Below are 20,748 nucleotides of genomic sequence, written 5' to 3' on the forward strand. Positions count from 1 at the left end.
TCACGCCCCCGTCAGCTTCGCGAACTTCGCTTCGAACTCGGTCTCTTCCTTCGAGCTCAGCGAGCGGAAGGCGTGGGACTTCGCGGCCATGGCCTTGTCGGGGATGATCAGCGGGTTGTTCGCCGCGTCCTTGTCGATCTTCTCCAGCTCGGCCTTCACCCCGTCGACGGGGCACACGTAGTTGATGTACGCGGCGAGTTCGGCGGCCGGCTTCGGCTCGTAGTAGAAGTCGATGAGCCGCTCGGCGTTCGTCTTGTGCCGGGCCTTGTTGGGGATCAGCAGGTTGTCGGTCGACGTCATGTAGCCGCTGTCCGGGACGAGGAAGTCGATGTCGGGGCTGTCCGCCTTGAGCTGGACGACGTCACCGGCCCAGGCGACGCAGGCCGCGAAGTCGCCGCTGGTCAGGTCCGAGGTGTAGTCGTTGCCGGTGAAGCGGCGGATCTGGCCCTTGTCGACGGCCTTCTGGAGCCGGGCTATGGCCGCGTCGTAGTCGTCGGCGGTGAACTTCGCCGGGTCCTTGCCCATGTCGAGCAGCGTCATGCCGACGCTGTCGCGCATCTCCGACAGGAAGCCCACACGCCCCTTGAGCTTGGGGTTGTCCAGGAGGTCGGAGAGCGACTTCACCTCGACGCCGTCGAGGGCCTTCTTGTTGTACGCGATGACGGTGGAGATGCCCTGCCAGACGTACGAGTAGGCGCGGCCCGGGTCCCAGTCGGGGCTGCGGAACTGGGCGGAGAGGTTGGCGTAGGCGTGCGGCAGGTTGGCCGGGTCGAGTTTCTGCACCCAGCCCAGGCGGATGAGCCGTCCGGCCAGCCAGTCGGTGAGGACGATCAGGTCGCGGCCGGTGTCCTGGCCCGCGGCGAGCTGCGGCTTGATCTTGCCGAAGAACTCGTTGTTGTCGTTGATGTCCTCGGTGTACTTGACCTTGACGCCGGTGCGTTTCGTGAACTGCTCCAGCGTCGGGTGGTGCTTGCCGCTGTCGTCGACGTCCATGTACTCGGTCCAGTTGGAGAAGGCGACCGTCTTCTCCTTCGCCGAGTGGTCCTCCGCCGAGACGCCGCCCTGCGACGTGCCCGCCGCCGGGATGCCGCAGGCGCTCAGCGTCCCGAGTCCGCCGGCCGCGAGCGCCCCGCCCGCGGAGGCGCGCAGCAGGGACCGCCGGGTGAGGGCGGCCCTGCCGTTCCTGAAGCTGCGCCGCATGGCGGCCACTTGGGCCGGGGACAGGCGGTCGGGCTCGTACTGCTCCATGCGCGTGGTGCCCTTTCGGAGGGTGGGCGGCCGCGGGTCGGGCGGCCTGACTTCCTGCTATCGGTCCCCGAAGACGGTGCGGTGCCAGTCCTTCGCGGCCACCGCGGTGTTGTCGAACATGACGTGCTTGATCTGGGTGTACTCCTCGAACGAGTACGCGGACATGTCCTTGCCGTAGCCGGAGGCCTTGTGACCGCCGTGCGGCATCTCGCTGATGATCGGGATGTGGTCGTTGACCCAGACGCAGCCCGCCTTGATCTCGCGCGTGGCCCGGTTGGCCCGGTACACGTCCCGGCTCCAGGCGGAGGCCGCGAGGCCGTAGGGCGTGTCGTTGGCCAGCGCGATGCCCTCGTCGTCGGTGTCGAAGGGCAGCACCACCAGGACCGGCCCGAAGATCTCCGACTGGACGACCTCGCTGTCCTGGGCGGCATCGGCGATGAGGGTGGGCCGGTAGTAGGCGCCCTTGGCCAGCTCGCCCTCCGGTGCCTCGCCGCCGGTCACCACGCGCGCGTAGGCCCGCGCCCGGTCGACGAAACCGGCGACGCGGTCCCGCTGGACGTGCGAGATCAGCGGCCCGAGGTCGGTACCGGCGGCGAAGGGGTCGCCGAGCCGGACGCTCTCCATGAGCGCGGCGGTCCGCTCCACGAAGGCCTCGTACAGCGGCCGCTGCACATACGCGCGCGTGGCGGCCGTGCAGTCCTGCCCGGTGTTGATGAGCGCGCCCGCGACCGCGCCGTGGGCGGCGGCCTCCGGGTCGGCGTCGTCGAAGACCACGAAGGGCGCCTTGCCGCCCAGCTCCAGATGGAGGCGCTTGACGGTGGCGGTGGCGATCTCGGCGACGCGCTTGCCGACGGCGGTGGAGCCGGTGAAAGACGTCATGGCCACGTCGGGGTGGCCGACGAGGTGCTCGCCGACCTCCTTGCCGGTGCCGGTGACGATGTTGATCACACCGTCCGGGATCCCGGCGTCCGTCGCCGCCTGGGCGAAGAGCAGCGAGGTCAGCGGGGTGAGCTCGGCGGGCTTCAGGACGATGGTGTTGCCCGCCGCGATCGCCGGGAGGATCTTCCAGGCGGCCATCTGGAGGGGGTAGTTCCAGGGCGCGATCGACCCGACGACACCGATGGGCTCACGCCGGACGTACGACGTGTGGTCGCCGGAGTACTCACCGGCGGACTGCCCCTGGAGATGCCGTGCGGCACCGGCGAAGAAGGAAGTGTTGTCGATGGAGCCCGGGACGTCGAACTCGCGGGACAGCTTCAGCGGCTTGCCGCACTGCAGCGACTCGGCGCGGGCGAAGTCCTCGGCCCGGTCGGCCAGGACGGCGGCGAACCGGTGCAGGGCGTCGGAACGCTCGCCCGGTGTGGTCCCCGCCCAGCCGGGGAAGGCCTCGCGGGCGGCGGCGACGGCCCGGTCGACGTCGGCCGTGCCGGCCAGTTCGTAGCGGAGGACCTCCTCGCCCGACGCCGGGTCGACGACCGCGTGGGTACGGCCGGAGGTGCCCCTGGTCAGACGGCCCGCGATGAACTGCGCGCCCTCCGCGAAGCGCTCCGCGGCCGGAAATCGGTCCGGGGTGGCGTTGCCCGGGTTGTGCATGTGGCTCTCCTCCGTGTCCCCTGGTGGGGGCCGGCGTGGCTCAGGCTCGATTTGAGTGCCGATCCTGGCAGAGCAATGACACACCAACAAGGGATTCCGTTGTTGATTTTTGGTTACGCGACGGAATCTGTCGACCAGGTGTCGAGTCCGCCGCGAAAAGGCAGGACGGTGTGTCAGTGGTGCGTGCCAGACTCGCGTGCATGGAGAAGATCACGGGGGCGGTCGATTCCCGGGAGGCCCTGATCAGGGCGTCCCGGGGCGGGGCGAAGATCAAGTATCTGCCTTTCTGGGGGCACCGGCCGCGGCCGGACGGCCGGATCGGACCGAGCTGTTTGAGCCAGTGGTGGCCCGCGCCGTTCACGGTGGCCGGCGTGGAGTACGCGACGGCCGAGCACTGGATGATGGCGGGCAAGGCCCGGCTGTTCGAGGACCCCGCGGCGGAGCGTGCCGTGCTGGCCGCCGCGCATCCCTCCCAGGCGAAGAAGGCCGGGCGGCTGGTGCGCGGGTTCGACGAGGCGATATGGGCGCGGGAGCGGTTCGGGATCGTCGTGGACGGCAGCGTTCACAAGTTCGCCGCGCACCCGAGGCTGCGGGACTTCCTGCTGAGCACCGGCGACAGGGTGCTGGTCGAGGCCAGCCCCGTGGACCGGGTGTGGGGCATCGGGCTGGCCGCGGACGACGAGGCGGCGGCGGATCCGGAGCGGTGGCGCGGGCCCAATCTGCTGGGGTTCGCGCTGATGGCGGCGCGGGAGCGGCTGCGGAGGGCTTGAGCACAGGTCATGGGCGGGCATGAGCTGGGCGGGCATGAGTGAGGGGCCGGTCCGTGGGACCGGCCCCCTGTGAGCGGCGGTCTCAGCTCGCCGCGCCGAGTCCGCCCATGATGCTGGCGAAGAGCAGGAACCCCAGCAGCGGCAGGATCACGGTCGCGATGATGCCGCAGACGAGGCCGGCGGTCGCCGCGCCCTTGTTGGTGGCCTCGCCGCGGGTGGCCTTACCGCGGCCGATGGCGCCGAAGATGATGCCCAGGATGCCCAGGATCACGCCGAAGAACCAGAGGAAGAAGGTCAGGCTGCACACCACGCCGATGATGCCCAGCACCAGACCGGTGGTTCCCATGCCGTTGCTCGGCTGCGGGGGCATCCCGTAGCCGGACGCCTGCGGGTAGCCGACGGGCGGCGCGGCCGGGTAGCCGGGGCTGCTCTGGGGGTAGCCGTAGCCCGGGCCGGACTGCTGCGGGTAGCCGTACCCGGGGGCCGGCTGCTGCGGGGGCCCCGGCGGCTGGGACGGCGGACCGAACCCACCTGGGGTGGGATTGGTGTTGGACATGGACGATCTCCCCTCCGTTGTCAGACCAAGGCATCGTAATGGCCAAGTCCGCCGAGGAGGGCGGGTGTTTCAGCGGTGGGACGGGGCGGTGGCGACGGGGCCGCGGGCGCCGTAGTACGGGTCGTCGTCGGACGAGGTGTCACTGTTGATCGCGGCCGTGATGCCGACGGCGATCAGGACGATCACGACGATGCCGAGGATGATCCCGATGATGCCCATGATCAGGCCGGCCTGGGCCTGGCCGTGGTTGGTGGCCACTCCGGCCTCGGCGCGCTTGCGGCCCTTGAGGCCGAAGACCACGGCGAGGATGCCGGTGACGAGGGAGACCACGCCGTACAGGCAGAAGAGGGTGCAGGAGACGATGCCGAGCACCATCGCCGCGATGCCCATGCCGTTCTGGGGGGTCGGGGGCATGCCGGGCCAGCCGTAGCCGCCGCTTTGCGGGTAACCGGAGCCCGCCTGGGGGTAACCGGGGTAGCCGTAGCCGCCGGGCGCCGCCGGCGGGGGCGGGACCGTGGGGCCGGAGCCGGTGCTGTCGTACTGCGGCGTGCCGGTGGGCGGGGTGAAGCCGGCGCTGGGCATCGAGGTGACCGTGGCCTGGTCGTGCACGGACGGCGGCGGTGGCGTCTGGTTCTTGTCGAGTGAGGTCTTGTGCTCCGGAGGCGCCCACGGGTCGTGGCTGCTGCCGTCGGGTTGCGTCGCGTCCGTCATCTTGTATCCCCCCGGGATCGTTCGTGCCGTCATGCTACGGGGCGGGTCGGTGCGTGCGGTCGTGCGGGTGCGTGGGGGTTGATCGCGCAGTTCCCCGCGCCCCTGAAAAGAAAGGCGATGCAGCCACGCATACGATGAATCCGAGTCATCGATCAGCCGATCACCCGCGCCCGCCGGCCTCGCGTCGGCCGGGGCGCCGTTCCGGGGAGGAACCTTGACCCAGCATCTCGTCGACCCCCATGCCCCGCGCGACCTCGCGGCGTTCATCGCGGAACTGCCCAAGGCCGAACTGCATGTGCACCACGTGGGCTCCGCCTCTCCCCGGATCGTGGCCGAGCTGGCCGCCCGGCATCCCGACTCCAAGGTGCCGACCGATCCCGCCGCCCTGGTCGACTACTTCACCTTCACCGACTTCGCCCATTTCATCGAGGTGTATCTGTCGGTCGTCGATCTGATCCGCACCCCGGAGGACGTCCGGCTGCTGACCTTCGAGGTGGCCCGTGACCTGGCCCGGCAGCAGGTGCGGTACGCCGAGCTGACCGTCACGCCGTTCTCCTCCACCCGGCGCGGCATCGACGAGCGTGCCTTCATGGACGCGATCGAGGACGCCCGCAAGGCCGCCGAGTCCGAGTTCGGGACGGTGCTGCGCTGGTGCTTCGACATCCCCGGCGAGGCGGGTCTCGAGGCCGCCGAGGAGACGGCCCGGCTCGCGACCGACGACCGGCTGCGCCCGGAGGGCCTGGTCTCCTTCGGTCTGGGCGGGCCCGAAGTCGGTGTGCCGCGTCCGCAGTTCAAGCCGTACTTCGACCGGGCGATCGCGGCCGGGCTGCACTCCGTACCGCACGCGGGCGAGACGACCGGACCGGAGACGGTGTGGGACGCCCTCACGCATCTGCGGGCCGAGCGCATCGGCCACGGCACCAGCTCCGCGCAGGACCCCAAGCTCCTCGCGCACCTCGCCGAGCACCGGATCGCGCTGGAGGTGTGCCCGACCTCCAACATCGCCACACGCGCGGTCCGCACCCTCGACGAGCACCCCATCAAGGACTTCGTCGAGGCCGGGGTCGTCGTGACGATCAACTCCGACGACCCGCCGATGTTCGGCACCGACCTCGACAACGAGTACGCGGTGGCCGCCAGGCTGCTCGGCCTCGACGAGCGGGGGCTCGCCGAGCTGGCGAAGAACGCCGTCGACGTGTCCTTCCTGGACGCGGCGGGCAAGGCCCGGATCAAGGGCGAGATCGACACGTACACCGCGGGGTGGCTCGACCGGTGAGCAGCCCTGTCCCCCTCGCCGTCGGACACCGGGGCGACCCCTACCGGCACCGCGAGAACACCGTCGCCTCGCTGCGCTCCGCGCTGCGGCGGGGCGCGGACGCCGTGGAGATCGACGTACGCCTCACCCGGGACGGCGTGCCGGTGCTGCTGCACGACGAGACGCTGAAGCGGCTCTGGGAGCAGGAGCGGCCGGTGCGCGCGCTGTCCTGGGAGGAGGTACGCGGACTGACCGGGGGCGGGGTGCCGTCCCTGGCGGAGGCGCTGGCCGCGACCGAGGGGCACCGCGTGATGATCGACCTGCCCGGCTCGCCCGGTGTGCGGGCGGTGCGCCGGATCATGGACGCCGTACGGGAGTCCGGGGCGGCGGAGCGCGTGTACTACTGCGCGGGCGCCGACGCCATGCTCGCCGTGCGCGCGGCGGACCCGGAGGCGGAGATCGCCCTCACCTGGACGACCCTGGCCCCGCCCCGGCCGGTCCTGCTGGAGGCGATCCGCCCGCGCTGGCTCAACTACCGTTTCTCCCTGGTGGACCGGCCCCTCGCCGAGCGGGTGCGCCGCGACGGGTATCTGCTGTCCGTGTGGACGCCCGACACCCGACGCTCCATGCGACGGCTCCTGGACGCCGGGGTGGACTCGATCACGACCAACCGCGTCGACGTGCTGTGCGCTACACGCGCGAGCGCTGCGGCACCGTCGCCGGATCGGCCGGGGCCCGGCGGGTGACGTACTGCGGCACCGGCGCGCTGTCCGTGCCGGTGTCGCGGACGAGCCCGTAGCGCAGGGCGCCCCGGTCGGGGCCCGCGTTGATGTCCTCCTCGACGGCCCGGCGGTTCGAGGGGAAGACGGTCAGGCCGTAGTCGCAGCCCCGTTCGTTCTGGGTGAGGGTGACGGTGCCGTCGACGTAGAAGTACTCGTTCTGCCACATCTGCTGGGTGCCGGACGGCAGTTCGGCGTAGCCGATGGCGGGCCCGCCCATGCCGGTGGCGTAGCCGTCCGGGGCGCCGGGCAGCGGGTCGTCCATCCGGCGCCAGCCGCCGGACGCCACGTGGAAGAGCTTGCCCTTCAGTCCGGTCCAGGAGGGCATGACCAGTGCGCCGGGGCGGGACTTGGGCGAGATCTGCCAGCGGACCAGGACATAGCCCCGGCCGCTCAGCGTCACACTGTCGCCCCGGTGCTGCATGACCGCCTTCGGGCCGCCGGTGCTGGTGATGCCGGGCTCGGGGCGGCGCGGCAGGGCGGCGGGCCGGGTGTTCGGGTCGGGGGCGCGGTCCACGGCGTCGACGACCGTGCCGTAGAGGTCGGCCTTCTTCGTCGGCGAGGGCTGCGGGGCGGGCGGGGCGGAGGTCGGCGGGGGCTCGGGGCCGGAGGTGGTGGCCGTCGCCGTGGGGGTGACCGCGGCCCGGGGCGGCGGGGCGTCCGGCGGCTGGGTGACGACGTAGGCGCCGCCCGCGACGATGGTCGCGCCGGCGGTCATCGCGACGGCCGGCTTGGTGAGGGCGCCGAGCAGCTTGGCCGACCAGCCGACGGAGCCCGCGGCGCCCGCGGCCACGGCCGTCTTGCCGCCGAAGGCGAGCGACAGGGTGAACCCGACGGGCAGCGGGACGAGCGCCATACCGACCAGGAGGCGTTCCGCCGGTACGACGGACTCGCGGGTGCCGCCGCAGTAGCCGCAGCCGCGGATGTGCCGGGCCAGCCGCTTGCGCCACACCGAGTCCGGCCGGCCACTCCAGCGGCCGGTCAGCTCGCGCAGGTCGGCGCAGGCGCCGTCCAGGGCGCGGACGATGCCGCGCGAGGTCTCCAGGCGCTCCTTCATCCGCTGGACGCGCACGGCGGCGTGCTGCCGGGTGATGCCGACGGCGGCGGCCAGTTCGCGCCGGGTCAGTTCGCCCGCGACCTCCAGCCACCACAGCGACAGCAACTGCCGGTCCTCGTCGTCGAGCCAGCGCGCCGCCTCGGCGACCTCGCGCCGCTGACCCTCCAACTGGAGTCGCAGCACGGTCAGTTCGGCGAAGTCGGAGGACTCCGTCTCCTCCAGCCGGTCCGGGGTCCTGCGGCGCGCGCGGTCCCGTATCTGCCGCATGGCGATCGCCACCAGCCAGGACCGGAAGCTGTCCGGGTCGCGCAGGGAGCCGAGGTTGCCGACCGCGCGCAGCATGGTCTCCTGGACGACGTCGTCGACGTCGGCGTGGCCGTTCAGGGCCCGGCCCACGATGTTGTAGACCAGCGGCAGCCAGCCCGCGACCAGCTCGTCCAGCGCCCGCCGGTCGCCGTCCTGCGCCGCCGTGACGGTGGCGCGCCAGTGCTGACTGTCCACGGTGGCCTCTCGACGCCTGGTGTCACTGATGTTCCGCACGCACCCTCTCAGGCGGTCCCGGGGTCCCCGCCATGTCGGGGATCACAGGGTGGAGACGGCGTGAAGGGCCGGCGATAACACTTTTCTCAGTTCCCGCTCAGCGCCCGCCCCAGCTCTCCCCGCCGCCGTATGCCCAGCTTCTTGTACGTGCTGGTCAGATGGGTCTCCACGGTGCGCCGGGCGAGGTGGAGCAGGCCCGCTATCTCGGCGTTCGTGCTGCCGTCGGCCGCCAGCCGGGCGATGCGCAGCTCGCTTCCGGTGAGGGCGCCGGAGCCGGTGCGGGCAGTGGCGGCGCGGCGGGCCCCGCCCTCGCGCAGGGCCTCCTCCGCGAGGAGCCGCAGCCGCACCGCGCCCAGGCGTTCGGCGCGTTCGGCGGCGCCGCGCAGACAGTCCCGGGCGCGGGCGCGTTCGCCCGCGGCGGTGAGCTGCCGGCCCTGTGCGAGGAGCGCGGCCGCCAACTCCCCCTCCGTGGCGGCCGGCCCGTCCGCGAGGAGGGCCACGGCCTCCTCGGCCAGGTCGAGGCCCCGGCGGCCGCCGGTGACCGTGCCGAGCACCCTGAGGGCGCGGCCGACCGTGCGGGGCGTGCCCCACACCCGGGCCAGGCGGACCTCCTCCTCGGCCAGGGCGAGCGCCTCCTGGGGGCTGCCGAGAGCCAGCCGGCATTCGGCGGCGGCGGAACGCCACGGGGTGACGACCGGGCTGATCACATCGCGGGCGGTCTGGCGGCGGCCGCACTCCAGGAAGTCGTGCAGGGCCCCGGCCGTGTCGCCCGCGTCGGCGCGCTGCACGCCCCGCGCGTACAGGAAGCGGTTCAGCTCCCAGTTGTCGGGCGCCTCACGCAGATCGAAGCCGTCCGCGAGCCGCCTGGCCTCGGTGGTGCGGCCGGTCTCCACGAGTGCGATCAGGGTGGTGGCGTGCACGTTGGAGGGCCCCTGGGCGGGGGTGGGCGGTTCGGCGGGCAGCAGCGTGTACTGGCCGCGCGCGGCGGCGATGTCGGCCCGTGTGTTGAGCAGCGCCGCGTGCATGGGGTGCAGCAGGTCGGGGCGCTGTCCGGCCAGTCCGCGGTCCACGAGGCGGTCGGCCTCGTCGAGTTCGTCGGCCCACTGGGCGACGGCGGCGGACGTGCCCAGCAGGAAGGGCTCGGTCAGCGGATGGGCCGGCTCGGCGAGCAGCGCGCGCACCTGGCGCATCGCGTCGTCCGCCGATGCGAGTGCGGCGCTGGCCGCGTACCGCACGAGCAGTGCCCGGGTCGCCGGTCCGACGAGTTCCGGTGAACGCTCGGCGGTCTCGGACAGCCGGCCGTACACATCGCTGCGGACCGTCTGGTCCTGGTCGGAGAGCAGGGCGGACGCGGTCTGGAGGGCGTTTCCCAGGTCGGGGTGTCCGGTGAGCTGGCCGTCGACGGTGCGCAGGACCTCCACGGCGGCGCCGGCCCGGCCGCGTCCCGCCAGCGCGGTGCCGAGAGCCACGGCGGCCCGCACCCGGTCCTGCGGTGAGCCGTGCAGCCCCAGTGCCTCGGTGAGCCGGGGGATGCCGGCCGAGGAGTCCCGGCCCGCGCACTCCAGGGAGCCCAGCTCGGTCAGCACCCGCTGCCGGTGGTCGTCGGGCAGCGGCTCCCGCAGGGCCCTGCGCAGGAACGCGACGGCGTCCTCGGAGCGGCCGTCGCGCAGCGCGAGGGAGGCGGCGTCCCGCAGCACGGCCGGGGCCCAGCCGGCGCCCACGGGGCCGGAGCGCAGCAGGTGTCGTGCCACCGCCCGGGTGGGGGCGCCGCGCTGCAGCAACGCCTCGGCGGCGGCTTCGTGCACCGCGTGCCGCCGGGCGGCGGGGACGCCGGTGAGTACGGCGTCCCTGAGCAGCGGATGGGCGTAGCGGGGCAGGCCGTCCGGGCCGGGGCGCAGCGGGCCGAGCCCGGTCATCGCGGTGAGCCAGCCCGCCACCCGGGCCGGGTCGGCGCCGGCGAGTTCCGCGAGCAGGCCGGCCGGCGCCTCGCCCCCGCCCGCTCCCCCTTCCGCCCGCCCCCATCCCTCCTCCAGCACGGCGAGGGACCGGGCCACCTCCGCCGTGCCGTTCCCGGCGCTGTCCAGCCACCACCGCACGGCGGCCACGTAGGAGCCCTGGTAGAGGGCGGCGGAGGTCTCGGGAAGGGCGGGGTACGGGAGCGGGGCGTCGGTCGTGTAACCGCCGGAGGCACCGAGGTCGTCCAGGAGGGCCCTCAGCAGCAGCGGGCTGCCCGCGCCGGCCCGGACGCAGCTCTCGACCCATGCCGTCGGGGCGTCCGGATGCTCCGCGCGCACCAGGCCGGTCGCCGAGTCCGGGGTGAGCGGGGACAGGGTGTGGGTGTCGACGAGGGCGGGAGAGAGGGTGTGGGTGAAGCCCGGGTCGGGCGGATCGATGTCGTACTGGCCGCGTTCGGTGACGGCCAGCAGGACCGGCAGAGGTAATCGGTCCACGTGCCGGGCGGCCTCCACGAGCCAGCGGTAGGAGGGGCCGTCGGCGAGGTGGACGTCGTCCACCGCGAGCAGCAGCGGGGACTCGGCGGCGTACGAGTGCAGCACATGCCGGAACAGGGCGCCCTGTTCGCGTTCGTCGCCGGCCGGGTCGAACCGCCCCGAGCCCGGCAGGGGTCCGAGGAGCTGGAGCACGGCGGCGAAGGGCCCGGGCGCGTATCCCGGCGAGCAGCGGGCACGCATCACCCGCACGCCTTGTGCGGCGGCGGCCTCGGCGGCCGCCTCCAGGACGCTGGTCCGGCCGGTGCCGGTGGCTCCGCGCACCAGCACGAGGCCGCCCGTCCCGGACCGGGCGCGTGCGAGACCGGCCGCCAGCAGGGCGGCGGCCTCCCGGTGTTCGGCCGGCTGCGCGGGCCCCGACTGCTCGGGCTGAGGATCGGGCATTCCTGCCTCCCTGGTCGGACGTGGCGTCTTCCCCCGTCGAGGACGGCCTGCGCCCGGGGCGGGTGCCGTGACAAGAGCCACGGCGGCGAGTTCCGGCCCCGACGGAACCGAACGGACCGTCACGGCACGGCCGTTGCGGGGCCGGTTGCGGTCTCGTGGTCGGCGCGGGCAGTTCCGTGGGTGGTACGGGCCGTTTCGTAGTGGGCGCGCGCCATTCCGTGGCCGGTACGGGCCGATCCGTAGTCGGCGCGGGACGATCCGTGGCCGGTACGGGCAGATCCGTAGTCGGCGCGGGACGATCCGTGGCCGGTACGGGCCGATCCACGACCGGCACGCGCCGTTTCGCAGTCGGCACGGGCCGATCCCCGGCCGGCACGGGCAATTCCGTGACCGGCACGGGCAATTCCATGGCCGGTACGGGCCGATCCGCAGTCGGCACGGGCCATTCCGTGGCCAGTACGGGCCGATCCACGACCGGCACGCGCCGTTTCGCAGTCGGCACGGGCCGATCCCCGGCCGGCACGGGCAATTCCGCGACCGGCACGGGCAATTCCATGGCCGGTACGGGCCGATCCGCAGTCGGCACGGGCCATTCCGTGGCCAGTACGGGCCGATCCACGACCGGCACGCGCCGTTTCGCAGTCGGCACGGGCCGATCCCCGGCCGGCACGGGCAATTCCGTGACCGGCACGGGCAATTCCGTAGCCGGTACGGCCCGATCCCGTGGTCCGCGTGGGTCGATCTCGTGGTGTGTCTCGTGGTGATCCACGATTGCGACCGGACCGTCCGCCCCAGAAGGGTGAGGAGTGCACATCCGCCACCGGCCCCACCGGGGTGGCGCGTACGTGGACATAGGGGAAACGGTTGCTCACCTCATCGCGGACCACCCGCCCCGGCACGGCCGACCCCGCGACCCGGATACCCGTGGCGGTGCACGCCACGGACCCGATATCGCGCGAGGGAGCGCTCAGCCAGCTGCGCCGGTTCCCGGAGATCGACCTGCGGGAGGAGACCGAGTCCGGACCGGGCACGGTCGCCCTGCTCATCGACGACGTGCTCGACGACACGGCCCTGACCCGGCTGCGCCGGCTGGTGCGCAGCGAGGGCGCGCGGGCGGTGCTCGTGGTGTCCGCGCTGCGGGAGACGGAGCTGCTCGATGTGATCGAGTGCGGGGTCGGTGCCATCGTGTGGCGCCGCGAGGCCACCGCGACCCGGCTCGTGCAGGCCGTACTCGCGGCCGCCCGCGGCGACGGCGACCTGCCCGCGGATCTGCTCGGCCGGCTGATCAACCAGGTGGGGACGCTGCATCGCGGCGCCGCCGGCCGTACCGGCGCTCCGGCCTCGGGGATGACACCCCGGGAGGTGGACGTACTGCGGCTGGTGTCCGAGGGACTCGACACCGGTGAGATCGCCAGCAAGCTGTCCTACTCCGAACGCACCGTCAAGAACGTGATGCACGGGCTGACCACCCGACTGCACCTGCGTAACCGGGCACACGCCGTGGCCCATGCCCTGCGGGAAGGCTACATCTGACCGAACGGGCATCCGAACTCGCCCCCACGGGCAGCGCTTTCTGCCCTGCGGCCGTCCCCGGCGTCCCTGCGGGCAGGGGCGGGGCGGAGGGCAGGATCGGACACGGCGGCGCACAGCACGGCAGGGCGGGAACGGGAGCACATCGGTGATCCACGAGGTGGACGAGGTCCTCAAGGGCCTGCTCAGCGGCGGCGCACTGGCCGGTTCCGGCATCGACGTCGCCCTCGACGCGCCGACCCGTGACTGGGCCGCCCGCCGCAACGCGCCCACGATCAACGCCTATCTGTACGACATCCGGGAGGACGTCGCCCGCCGCCAGCGGGGGCATGTCCCGATCCACGACGACCGGGACTTCGTCGTCAAGCACCGGCAGCCGCCCCGCTGGTTCCGGCTGTCGTACCTGGTGACGGCGTGGACGAAACAGCCCCAGGACGAACACCGGCTGCTGTCCGCGGTGCTGGCCACCCTGATCCCGCGCGAGCTGATCGCTCCCTCCGAACTGCCCGGTTCCCTCGGCGCGTTGGGCATGACGATCCCGATGTCCGTGGCCGGCACCCAGACCGAGTCGCGCTCCCTCGCGGAGATCTGGTCCGCGCTCGGCGGCGAACTCAAGCCGTCCCTCGACCTGGTGATCACCGCTCCCTTCCCGGCCTACCCCGAGTACGACGCCGGTCCACCCGTCACCGAGGGCGTCGCGGTCCGGGTCCGCACCATGGACGACACCCAGCCGCGCACGGAGGAACGCGCGCACAGCGCACGGCAGGTGGCGGCGGCCCAGGAGACCCGGGAGGCCAGGAAAGCCAGGAAGGCCGCACGAGGGAACCTGGGACTGAACCGCGCGACATGACCACGCAGACCCCCGATACCGAGCCCTCCGCCCTCGCGCTCCTCTCCCGCCTCGCCGAACTGCGGGAGAGGGTCGCCCTGCTGGTGGAGCACCGCTCCGCGGGCGACCCCACGGCCGGCGATCCACTGCGCGGCCTGTACCTGTCGGAGGAGGCCGTACGGCATCTGCTGCGCCCGGCCGAGCCGTCGCCGCTCACCGGCCCCGGGCTCGGGGCGCCGCCCGATGACCGGCTGGCCCGCCTCTCCGCCCGGCTCCGTCTGACCGAGCTCGACACCGCGCTGCTCCTCATCGCCCTCGCCCCCGACCTGGACCGCGGCTTCGAGCCGCTGTACGGCTACCTCAACGACGACGTCAGCCGCCGGCGGGCCACCGTCGCGCTCGCCCTCGACCTGTGCGGCGTCCCCGTCCATCTGGCCGAGGGACGGGCCCGGCTGCATCCCACGGCCCCGCTCTGCGCGCTCGGTCTCCTCACCGTGGAGGAGCCCGAACGCCCCTTCCTCAGCCGGGCGTTGCGCGTACCGGACCGGCTCGTGTCCCACCTGCTCGGGGACGACACCCCCGACGCGTCACTCGCCGGGCACCTGGGGGAACTGCCCGCACCGGAGCCGGGTACGGGCCTGCTCGCCCAGGACGACGAAGCCGCGCGGCTCACCCACCGGCTCGCCGAGCGGCTGGTCTCCGGGACGCCGCTCACCGTGTATCTGCGTGAGCGCCGCGAGGGCGACGGGCTGCCCTGCGTCACCGCCGCCCTGCGCGCCGCGGGCGTCCCGGCCGTGCGGTTCACCGGGCCCGAGGAGCGCGTCCCGGACCTGCTGCGGGAGGCCCGGCTGAGTGACCGGGCGGTCGTCGTCACGGTGCTGCCGGAGCAACCGGCTTCGCTGCTGCGGGAGTTGGCCGCTGCGGTCGATGTCCCCGTGCTGGTGACCGGGGCCCGCCCGTACGACCCCCGGTGGTGCGACGAGGATCCTCTCGTCCTGGAGGCGCCCGCACAGCGCGCCGGTGCGGTGGACGCCTGGTCGGCCGCCCTCGGCGGGGAACCCGGCTTCGACCTGGCCGCCACCGTCGCCCCGTACCACCTGGCCGGTGACCACATCACGCGTGCCGCCCGCGCGGCCCGGAGCCTCGCCGACTTCGACGGCACCCCGCTCTCCCCCGCCCATCTGCGCCTCGCCGCCCGGCAGCAGTCGGCCTCCGGGCTGGAGCAGCATGCCCGCCGGATCCGGCCCGACGTGGACTGGCGGGACCTCGTCCTGCCCGACGGGCCCCTGACCCAGCTCCGGGAACTCGCCCTGCGCGCCCGCCACCGCGACCGGGTCCTCGGCGACTGGCGGCTCAGCGCGGGCGGCGGCCGGGGCCGGGGCGTCCTCGGCCTGTTCGCGGGCGAGTCCGGCACCGGCAAGACACTCTCGGCGGAGGTCGTCGCCGCCGACCTCGGACTCGATCTCTACGTCGTCCAGCTGTCGTCCGTCGTCGACAAGTACGTCGGCGAGACCGAGAAGAACCTGGAACGCATCTTCACCGAGGCCGACCGCACCGACGCGGTACTCCTCTTCGACGAGGCCGACGCCGTCTTCGGCAAGCGGTCCGAGGTGAAGGACGCGCACGACCGGTACGCCAACCTGGAGAGCGCCTATCTGCTCCAGCGGCTGGAGTCCTTCGACGGCATCGCGCTGCTCACCACCAATCTGCGCGCCAACATCGACGAGGCGTTCACCCGGCGCCTGGACCTGATCGTCGACTTCCCCTTCCCGGACGCCGGGCAGCGTCTCGCGCTGTGGCGGCACAGCCTCGCGCACGTGCCGTGCGCGGACGGCATCGCGTTCGAGGCGGTGGCGGACGGCTTCGAGCTGGCGGGCGGCTCCATCCGCAGTGCGGTGGTGACCGCCGCGTACCTGGCCGCCGGGCGCGGGGACACGGTCACGGCGGACGACCTCCTGGAGGGCGCCCGCCGTGAGTACCGCAAGGCCGGCCGCCTGGTGCCGGGGGAAGGCACCTGGTAGCGGCCGGCCGGTCCGTCAGCCGTCCGAGGGCTGCACGATCTTCCACTCCTGGTCGTCCGTGTTGGAGCAGTGGAACAGGGTGAGGGTGCTGTCGTCACCGCCGGTGCTGTAGCCGGACACGTCCAGGCACTTGTTGTTGCTGGCGTAGTTGCGGATCCAGTAGGCGCCGCTCTCCTGCTTGTCGATCCACCAGAGCTGGTTGTCCTTCATCGTGCCGTCGCAGGTGTACTCGGTGATCCCGGACGGCACGGGGGCCGCCCCGTAGTACGGCAGGTCCACGCAGAGCTGGTCCTTGACGTTGCGGATCTGGAAGAGCGCGTGCCCGCCCGGTCCCTTGTTCTCGTACTTCACCTCGAGGTTCCACCGCTGGTTGTCCTGCCCGGTCTCGTCGCAGGTGAACTGCTTGACCGGTGCGTCGGCCTTGTTCTCGGGGGCGGCCGCGCACTTCTTGGTGGTGGGGTTGTACAGCAGGACGTTCATCGCGGGCACCACGGGCTTGGGCTTCTTCTTGGCGGGCGGCGGCGCCGCGGCACCCCCGCCGCCGCCCTGCCCCGCACCGGCCTGCGACTCCTGTTCCTGCGGCGTCGGCGACGGGGGCGGCGCCGAGGTCAGGGACGGGGTGGGTGTCGGGGACGGCGCAAGGGTGCTGCCGGCGCCGACGGGCGACGCGTCGGCCTTGGTGGTGACCGAGGGCTTGTAGGCGAGCCACAGCATGAGGAACGTGAACGCGAGGGCGAACAGGATCCCGAAGACGGTCGCGAGCCAGCCGGGCAGGAACCCGCGCTGGACGAACGTGCCCTCCACGGGCATCGCCGTGGCACCGGACCGCTGCACGGCGAGGGTGTAGGGCCGCTGCTCCTTCGACCCGAACCAGATGATGTTCTTGGGCTTCAGGGTGGTCTTGACGAACGCCGCCCGGCCCGGCTCGATCTGCACATTGGCCGGGTGGATGTCGTACGACAGTTCGTCGCCGTTGTCGCTGCCGCTGAGGGACGCGGTCAGCTTGGTGTTGCCCACGTTGTCGACGGCGAGCCGGGGCCGTCCCCGGAACCGCCCCTTGACCGTGGGCGGCACCAGCTCCGCCCGCACCTCGGTGAACGGCGTGATGGTCAGGTTCCCCTCGGGGACGGTCGTCGCCTCGGGGTGCTCGGTCGGGGTGATCCGCACCGCGTAGGGGTTCGGGCCCGCCGTGGCGTCCGGCGTACGCGGTGGCGCGAACGTCAGCTCCACCGTGCCGGTCGTGCCGGGGTAGAGGCGCAGGGACGCCGGCTCCACGGTCGTCCAGGGGGCGACGGGGCCGACCGGTTCGAAGCGGTACTCGTCGACGACATCACCGGTGTTGCGCAGGCGCAGGCGCACGCGCGTGCTGCTGCCCGGGTCGACGGTCGCGGAGGCGGGTTCCAGAGATGTCCACAGGCTCACGTCGCGACGCTAGCCGGGGTGTCCACGGCCCGTCAGGAAGCGAAAGGGCACGATGGGAGGGCCGAACGGGCCAGGGTGCGGGCCGTCAGGTCCGGGGCATGGGCGCTCCGGTCGCCGTCAGGATGAACTGGGCGTAGGAGTCGGCGTTCATGAGGGCGCGCCGGCCCAGGGCGTACCAGTTGGACTGCTTGCCCAGGTACGTCTGCTCGTCCTTGCCGTTGAACTCCTTCGGATCGCGCACCTTGCGCCGGTCGAGCATGGCGGGCTCCATCGCGGCCGCCACCTCGGGATCCGCCGAGGCCGTGAACTCGTCCTCCTGCACCTCCTCGAAGTACGGGCTGTACTGGTAGTCGAGCGTTCCGGCGAACCGGTGCGTGGCCTCGTGGACGATGTACCACGCGATCTGGCCCGGCTCCAGCAGGTGGATCGGGCCCGAGCGCTCCGTCAGGGGCGGCAGTTCCTCGCTCGTCTTGTCGTGGCCGAGGCCCATCAGACCCGCCATGTTCTCCGACAGGTTCCCGTCGACCCAGGCGGTGGCGTTGCCGGGCACGCCCGGCACCCCGCTGCCGACCAGGGCGATCTTCGCGCCCTGCGCGTTCAGTCCGTCGTGGATGCGCTGGACGATCTCGGCGATCCGCGGCAGGAAGGGGGCGAGCTGCCCGGGAGGGGCGGTCCGGAACACGGGGAAGCCCGACTGCAGGCCGGCCAGCAGCGGGCCCGCGGGCGCGCCATTGGCGTCCTTGAGCATCTTCAGCGCCGTGGCGATGCGGTGTTTGGCCTCGGCCACCGCGCGGCTGGTCTGTGTCCTGCGCCGGGCGAGGTCCTTCTCGGGGATCCGGCCCTTGGTGGAGAACGCGACGTTCTCGCTGCTGTGGAGCTGCCGGCTGTCGTCGTCGTAGGTGTCACCCGGGTGGGGCTTCCGCCCGGGGTCGAGGCCCAGCTCGGCGGAGGTCTTGAGGGCGCCGGAGCCGCCTTCGCTCCGCCACCGGTAGTGCGGTCGTTCGCGTTCGTCCTGGACGCTGGCGCCCTGGTCGAATGTCCACACGGTCCGCTGGACCGCCGCCCCCGCGGCCGGTGTGTTCGCGGCCGGCTGCGCCGCGCCCTCCGCCGGGACCGGCTGGACGGCGGGCACCGGCCCGTTCATCACCCGCCGGGCGTTGTCCACCGCGTGCCGCTCGCCCGCGTCGCCGACGTCGGACATCTTGACTCCGGCGCCGGTGTCCGTGCCGGGGACGGGGCCGGCCATCTGGTCCTGGAAGTGGGTGAGTTCGTGAGCCCAGTCCTCCTTGGTCAGCGGCGCGCCCTCGACGATGTGGGTCCCGGAGGTGTACGCCTTCGCGCCCAGCTCCGCCGCCGACTCCTGGGCCAGCGGCCCCTTGTGGACGCGTACGCCGCTGAAGTCGGCGCCGCCGAAACGGGCCTCCATCTCGGTCCGCAGCCCGGAGTCCATGCGCTGTCCCGGGGTGTTCAGCACGTCGTGCACCAGGGCGCGGCGCTGCACGGAGGGGGTGTGCCCGCAGTGCGCGTCGTGCTCGTGGCGCTCCTCCGCCACGGTCCGGGCCACGGCGGCGTTGCCGGCCATGCGCTGGAGCGCGAGCATCGGGTGCACCGGCACGCCGGGCGCGTCGGCGCCGCGATCGTCCCGGCCGGCGGCCCGTTTGCCCCCTGTTCCGTGTGCGTGCACGGCGTTCTCCTCGACACTCGACTCGCCACTGGACGGCTGACCCGCAAGTCTCACCCGCCGTTGAGGTGGAACGGGAGGGCCGGGAGGGCAGAGATGAGGGCAGGGCGCGCGTGACGAGGGCCGGGGCACCTCGGTGACTGCCCTTGCGGGCAACCGGATTGCCCCCGCTTCGGCACCGGAGGCCGTTCCCGCGCCGGTCCGGCGCGCGCGAGGGTGAGGGCTGTTCGTGTCTCGTACCCCGAGGAGAGCAGAGCATGCCGTCCTACCTGTCGCCCGGCGTCTACGTCGAGGAGGTGGCCAGCGGCTCGCGCCCGATCGAGGGGGTGGGGACGTCGGTGGCGGCCTTCGTCGGACTCGCGCCGACCGGACCGCTGAACGAGCCGACACTGGTCACCAACTGGACGCAGTACGTGGCGGCCTTCGGTGAGTTCACCGACGGGTACTACCTCGCGCACTCCGTCTACGGCTTCTTCAACAACGGCGGTTCCGCCGCGTACGTCGTGCGCGTGGGAGGCTCCGCCGAGGGCGTTCCCGCCGAGGCCGGCCAGGGTCCCGCCGCCGTCACCGGCCGTTCCGGCGGCGCCCCCGCCGCGCTGCCCGCGGGCGAGCCGAAGCAGCTCGGCACCTTCGCCGTCACCGCGGTGGCGCAGGGCGAACTGAGCGTCGAGGTCGCGGACCCCGAGGGCGAGGGCCCCGCCGAGCGGTTCAAGCTGATCGTCAAGGACGGCGACAAGCCGGTCGAGACGTTCGACGTGACCGCCAAGAAGGGCGGCCGCAACTACGTCGTCACACAGGTCAAGGAGCGCTCCAAGCTCATCGCCGTCACCGAGGCCGCGCCGGCCGCGCAGCTGGCCCGCCCGGACAACCAGACGGTGGCCCTCGCGGCCCCGGCGCCCGCGCCCCCCGCCGCCTCCGACAGCCACCCGGACGCCGCGCACCCGGGTCCGGCCCAGTACCTCGGCGACTCCGCCGACCGCACCGGCTTCGGTGGCCTGGAGGCCGTCGACGAGGTCTCCATGGTCGCCGTCCCCGACCTGATGGCCGCCTACCAGCGCGGCGCGATCGACCTGGAGGCCGTCAAGGCGGTCCAGCTCGGGCTGATCGCGCACTGCGAGCTGATGGGCGACCGGGTCGCCGTGATCGACCCGCCGCCGGGCATGAACGCCCGCCAGATCCGGGTCTGGCGCCAGGAGACCGCCGGCTACGACTCCAAGTACGCGGCCCTGTACTACCCCTGGATCAAGACCTTCGACCCGGCCACCGGCCACTCCCGGCTGGTCCCGCCGAGCGGCCATGTCGCCGGCATCTGGGCCCGCAACGACTCCGAGCGCGGCGTCCACAAGGCCCCCGCCAACGAGGTCGTGCGCGGCGCCGTCGACCTCGAACTGCAGATCACCCGCGGCGAGCAGGACCTGCTCAACCCGATCGGCGTCAACTGCATCCGCGCCTTCCCCGGCCGCGGCATCCGCGTCTGGGGCGCCCGCACCCTCTCCTCCGACCCGGCCTGGCGCTACCTCAACATCCGCCGGTACTTCAACTACCTGGAGGAGTCGATCCTGATCGGCACCCAGTGGGTGGTGTTCGAGCCGAACGACCACAATCTGTGGGCCCGGATCCGGCGCAACATCTCGGCGTTCCTGGTCAACGAGTGGCGCGACGGCGCCCTGTTCGGCCGGCGTCCCGAGGAGGCGTACTACGTCAAGTGCGACGAGGAGACGAACCCGCCGGAGTCGGTCGACGTCGGCCGCGTGATCTGCGAGATCGGCATCGCCCCGGTGAAGCCCGCCGAGTTCGTGATCTTCAGGCTGGCCCAGTTCTCCAGCGGCGGCGGGGAACTGGAGGAGTAGCCCCGGCCGCGCGTC

At 72.9% G+C, this 20,748-nt stretch carries 15 protein-coding genes; 7 read left to right on the forward strand and 8 right to left on the reverse strand.

The features are described 5' to 3' along the window. Positions 1-1,248, reverse strand: a complete 1,248-nt coding sequence (locus KJK29_RS09295; RefSeq protein ID WP_215118242.1) for a polyamine ABC transporter substrate-binding protein — start codon at positions 1,246-1,248, stop codon at positions 1-3. A gap of 57 nt (positions 1,249-1,305) precedes the next feature. After that, the gene (locus KJK29_RS09300) at positions 1,306-2,841 is read right to left on the reverse strand and encodes a gamma-aminobutyraldehyde dehydrogenase (RefSeq protein ID WP_215118243.1); all 1,536 of its coding nucleotides are present in this window, start codon (positions 2,839-2,841) and stop codon (positions 1,306-1,308) included. Positions 2,842-3,041: 200 nt separating this feature from the next. Here KJK29_RS09300 and KJK29_RS09305 point away from each other — a divergent pair, with 200 nt between their 5' ends. Continuing rightward, positions 3,042-3,611, forward strand: coding sequence for an NADAR family protein (locus KJK29_RS09305; protein WP_215118244.1), 570 nt, complete (start codon positions 3,042-3,044; stop codon positions 3,609-3,611). Positions 3,612-3,693: 82 nt separating this feature from the next. Here the strand turns inward: KJK29_RS09305 and KJK29_RS09310 are convergent, their stop codons facing one another. Together KJK29_RS09310 and KJK29_RS09315 are read right to left on the reverse strand one after the other, a co-directional pair. After that, on the reverse strand, positions 3,694-4,167 hold the full coding sequence (locus tag KJK29_RS09310) for a DUF4190 domain-containing protein (protein ID WP_215118245.1): 474 nt from the start codon (positions 4,165-4,167) through the stop codon (positions 3,694-3,696). A 69-nt stretch (positions 4,168-4,236) separates the two neighbouring features. Beyond that, the gene (locus KJK29_RS09315; protein ID WP_215118246.1) at positions 4,237-4,878 is read right to left on the reverse strand and encodes a DUF4190 domain-containing protein; all 642 of its coding nucleotides are present in this window, start codon (positions 4,876-4,878) and stop codon (positions 4,237-4,239) included. Positions 4,879-5,092: 214 nt separating this feature from the next. Here KJK29_RS09315 and KJK29_RS09320 point away from each other — a divergent pair, with 214 nt between their 5' ends. Both KJK29_RS09320 and KJK29_RS09325 read left to right on the forward strand, forming a co-directional pair. Then, a complete protein-coding gene (locus KJK29_RS09320; RefSeq protein ID WP_215118247.1) occupies positions 5,093-6,154 on the forward strand; it encodes an adenosine deaminase in 1,062 nt (353 codons plus the stop codon). Next, entirely contained in the window at positions 6,151-6,879 is a 729-nt protein-coding gene (locus tag KJK29_RS09325) for a glycerophosphodiester phosphodiesterase (protein ID WP_215118248.1), read from the forward strand. The genes KJK29_RS09320 and KJK29_RS09325 overlap by 4 nt, the downstream gene beginning before the upstream one ends. Here KJK29_RS09325 and KJK29_RS09330 read toward each other — a convergent pair. Together KJK29_RS09330 and KJK29_RS09335 are read right to left on the reverse strand one after the other, a co-directional pair. Further along, the gene (locus KJK29_RS09330; RefSeq protein ID WP_215118249.1) at positions 6,824-8,470 is read right to left on the reverse strand and encodes an RNA polymerase sigma factor; all 1,647 of its coding nucleotides are present in this window, start codon (positions 8,468-8,470) and stop codon (positions 6,824-6,826) included. The two genes, KJK29_RS09325 and KJK29_RS09330, sit on opposite strands and share 56 nt — an antisense overlap. 125 nt (positions 8,471-8,595) lie before the next feature. Continuing rightward, positions 8,596-11,400, reverse strand: coding sequence for an AAA family ATPase (locus tag KJK29_RS09335; protein WP_215118250.1), 2,805 nt, complete (start codon positions 11,398-11,400; stop codon positions 8,596-8,598). A gap of 864 nt (positions 11,401-12,264) precedes the next feature. Between KJK29_RS09335 and KJK29_RS09340 the strand changes: the two genes are divergently transcribed. From KJK29_RS09340 to KJK29_RS09350, 3 genes are all read left to right on the forward strand, one after another. Continuing rightward, positions 12,265-12,933 (forward strand): helix-turn-helix transcriptional regulator, encoded by a 669-nt coding sequence (locus tag KJK29_RS09340; RefSeq protein ID WP_215118251.1) that lies wholly within the window; start codon positions 12,265-12,267, stop codon positions 12,931-12,933. 145 nt (positions 12,934-13,078) lie between these two features. Beyond that, positions 13,079-13,780 carry a DUF4255 domain-containing protein gene (locus KJK29_RS09345; protein WP_215118252.1) on the forward strand — a complete coding sequence of 234 codons (702 nt, stop codon included), beginning with the start codon at positions 13,079-13,081 and terminating at the stop codon, positions 13,778-13,780. After that, positions 13,777-15,780 carry an ATP-binding protein gene (locus KJK29_RS09350; RefSeq protein ID WP_215118253.1) on the forward strand — a complete coding sequence of 668 codons (2,004 nt, stop codon included), beginning with the start codon at positions 13,777-13,779 and terminating at the stop codon, positions 15,778-15,780. The genes KJK29_RS09345 and KJK29_RS09350 overlap by 4 nt, the downstream gene beginning before the upstream one ends. Before the next feature lie 15 nt (positions 15,781-15,795). Here the strand turns inward: KJK29_RS09350 and KJK29_RS09355 are convergent, their stop codons facing one another. Together KJK29_RS09355 and KJK29_RS09360 are read right to left on the reverse strand one after the other, a co-directional pair. Next, a complete protein-coding gene (locus KJK29_RS09355; protein ID WP_215118254.1) occupies positions 15,796-17,202 on the reverse strand; it encodes an RICIN domain-containing protein in 1,407 nt (468 codons plus the stop codon). 85 nt (positions 17,203-17,287) lie between these two features. After that, positions 17,288-18,886, reverse strand: a complete 1,599-nt coding sequence (locus KJK29_RS09360; protein WP_251057751.1) for an eCIS core domain-containing protein — start codon at positions 18,884-18,886, stop codon at positions 17,288-17,290. A 254-nt stretch (positions 18,887-19,140) separates the two neighbouring features. Here KJK29_RS09360 and KJK29_RS09365 point away from each other — a divergent pair, with 254 nt between their 5' ends. Then, complete coding sequence (locus KJK29_RS09365) at positions 19,141-20,733, forward strand: phage tail sheath subtilisin-like domain-containing protein (RefSeq protein ID WP_215118255.1); 1,593 nt, start codon at positions 19,141-19,143, stop codon at positions 20,731-20,733. Positions 20,734-20,748: the final 15 nt, after the last annotated feature.

It is taken from the genome of Streptomyces koelreuteriae (assembly GCF_018604545.1).
Taxonomy (GTDB): Bacteria; Actinomycetota; Actinomycetes; order Streptomycetales; family Streptomycetaceae; genus Streptomyces; species Streptomyces koelreuteriae.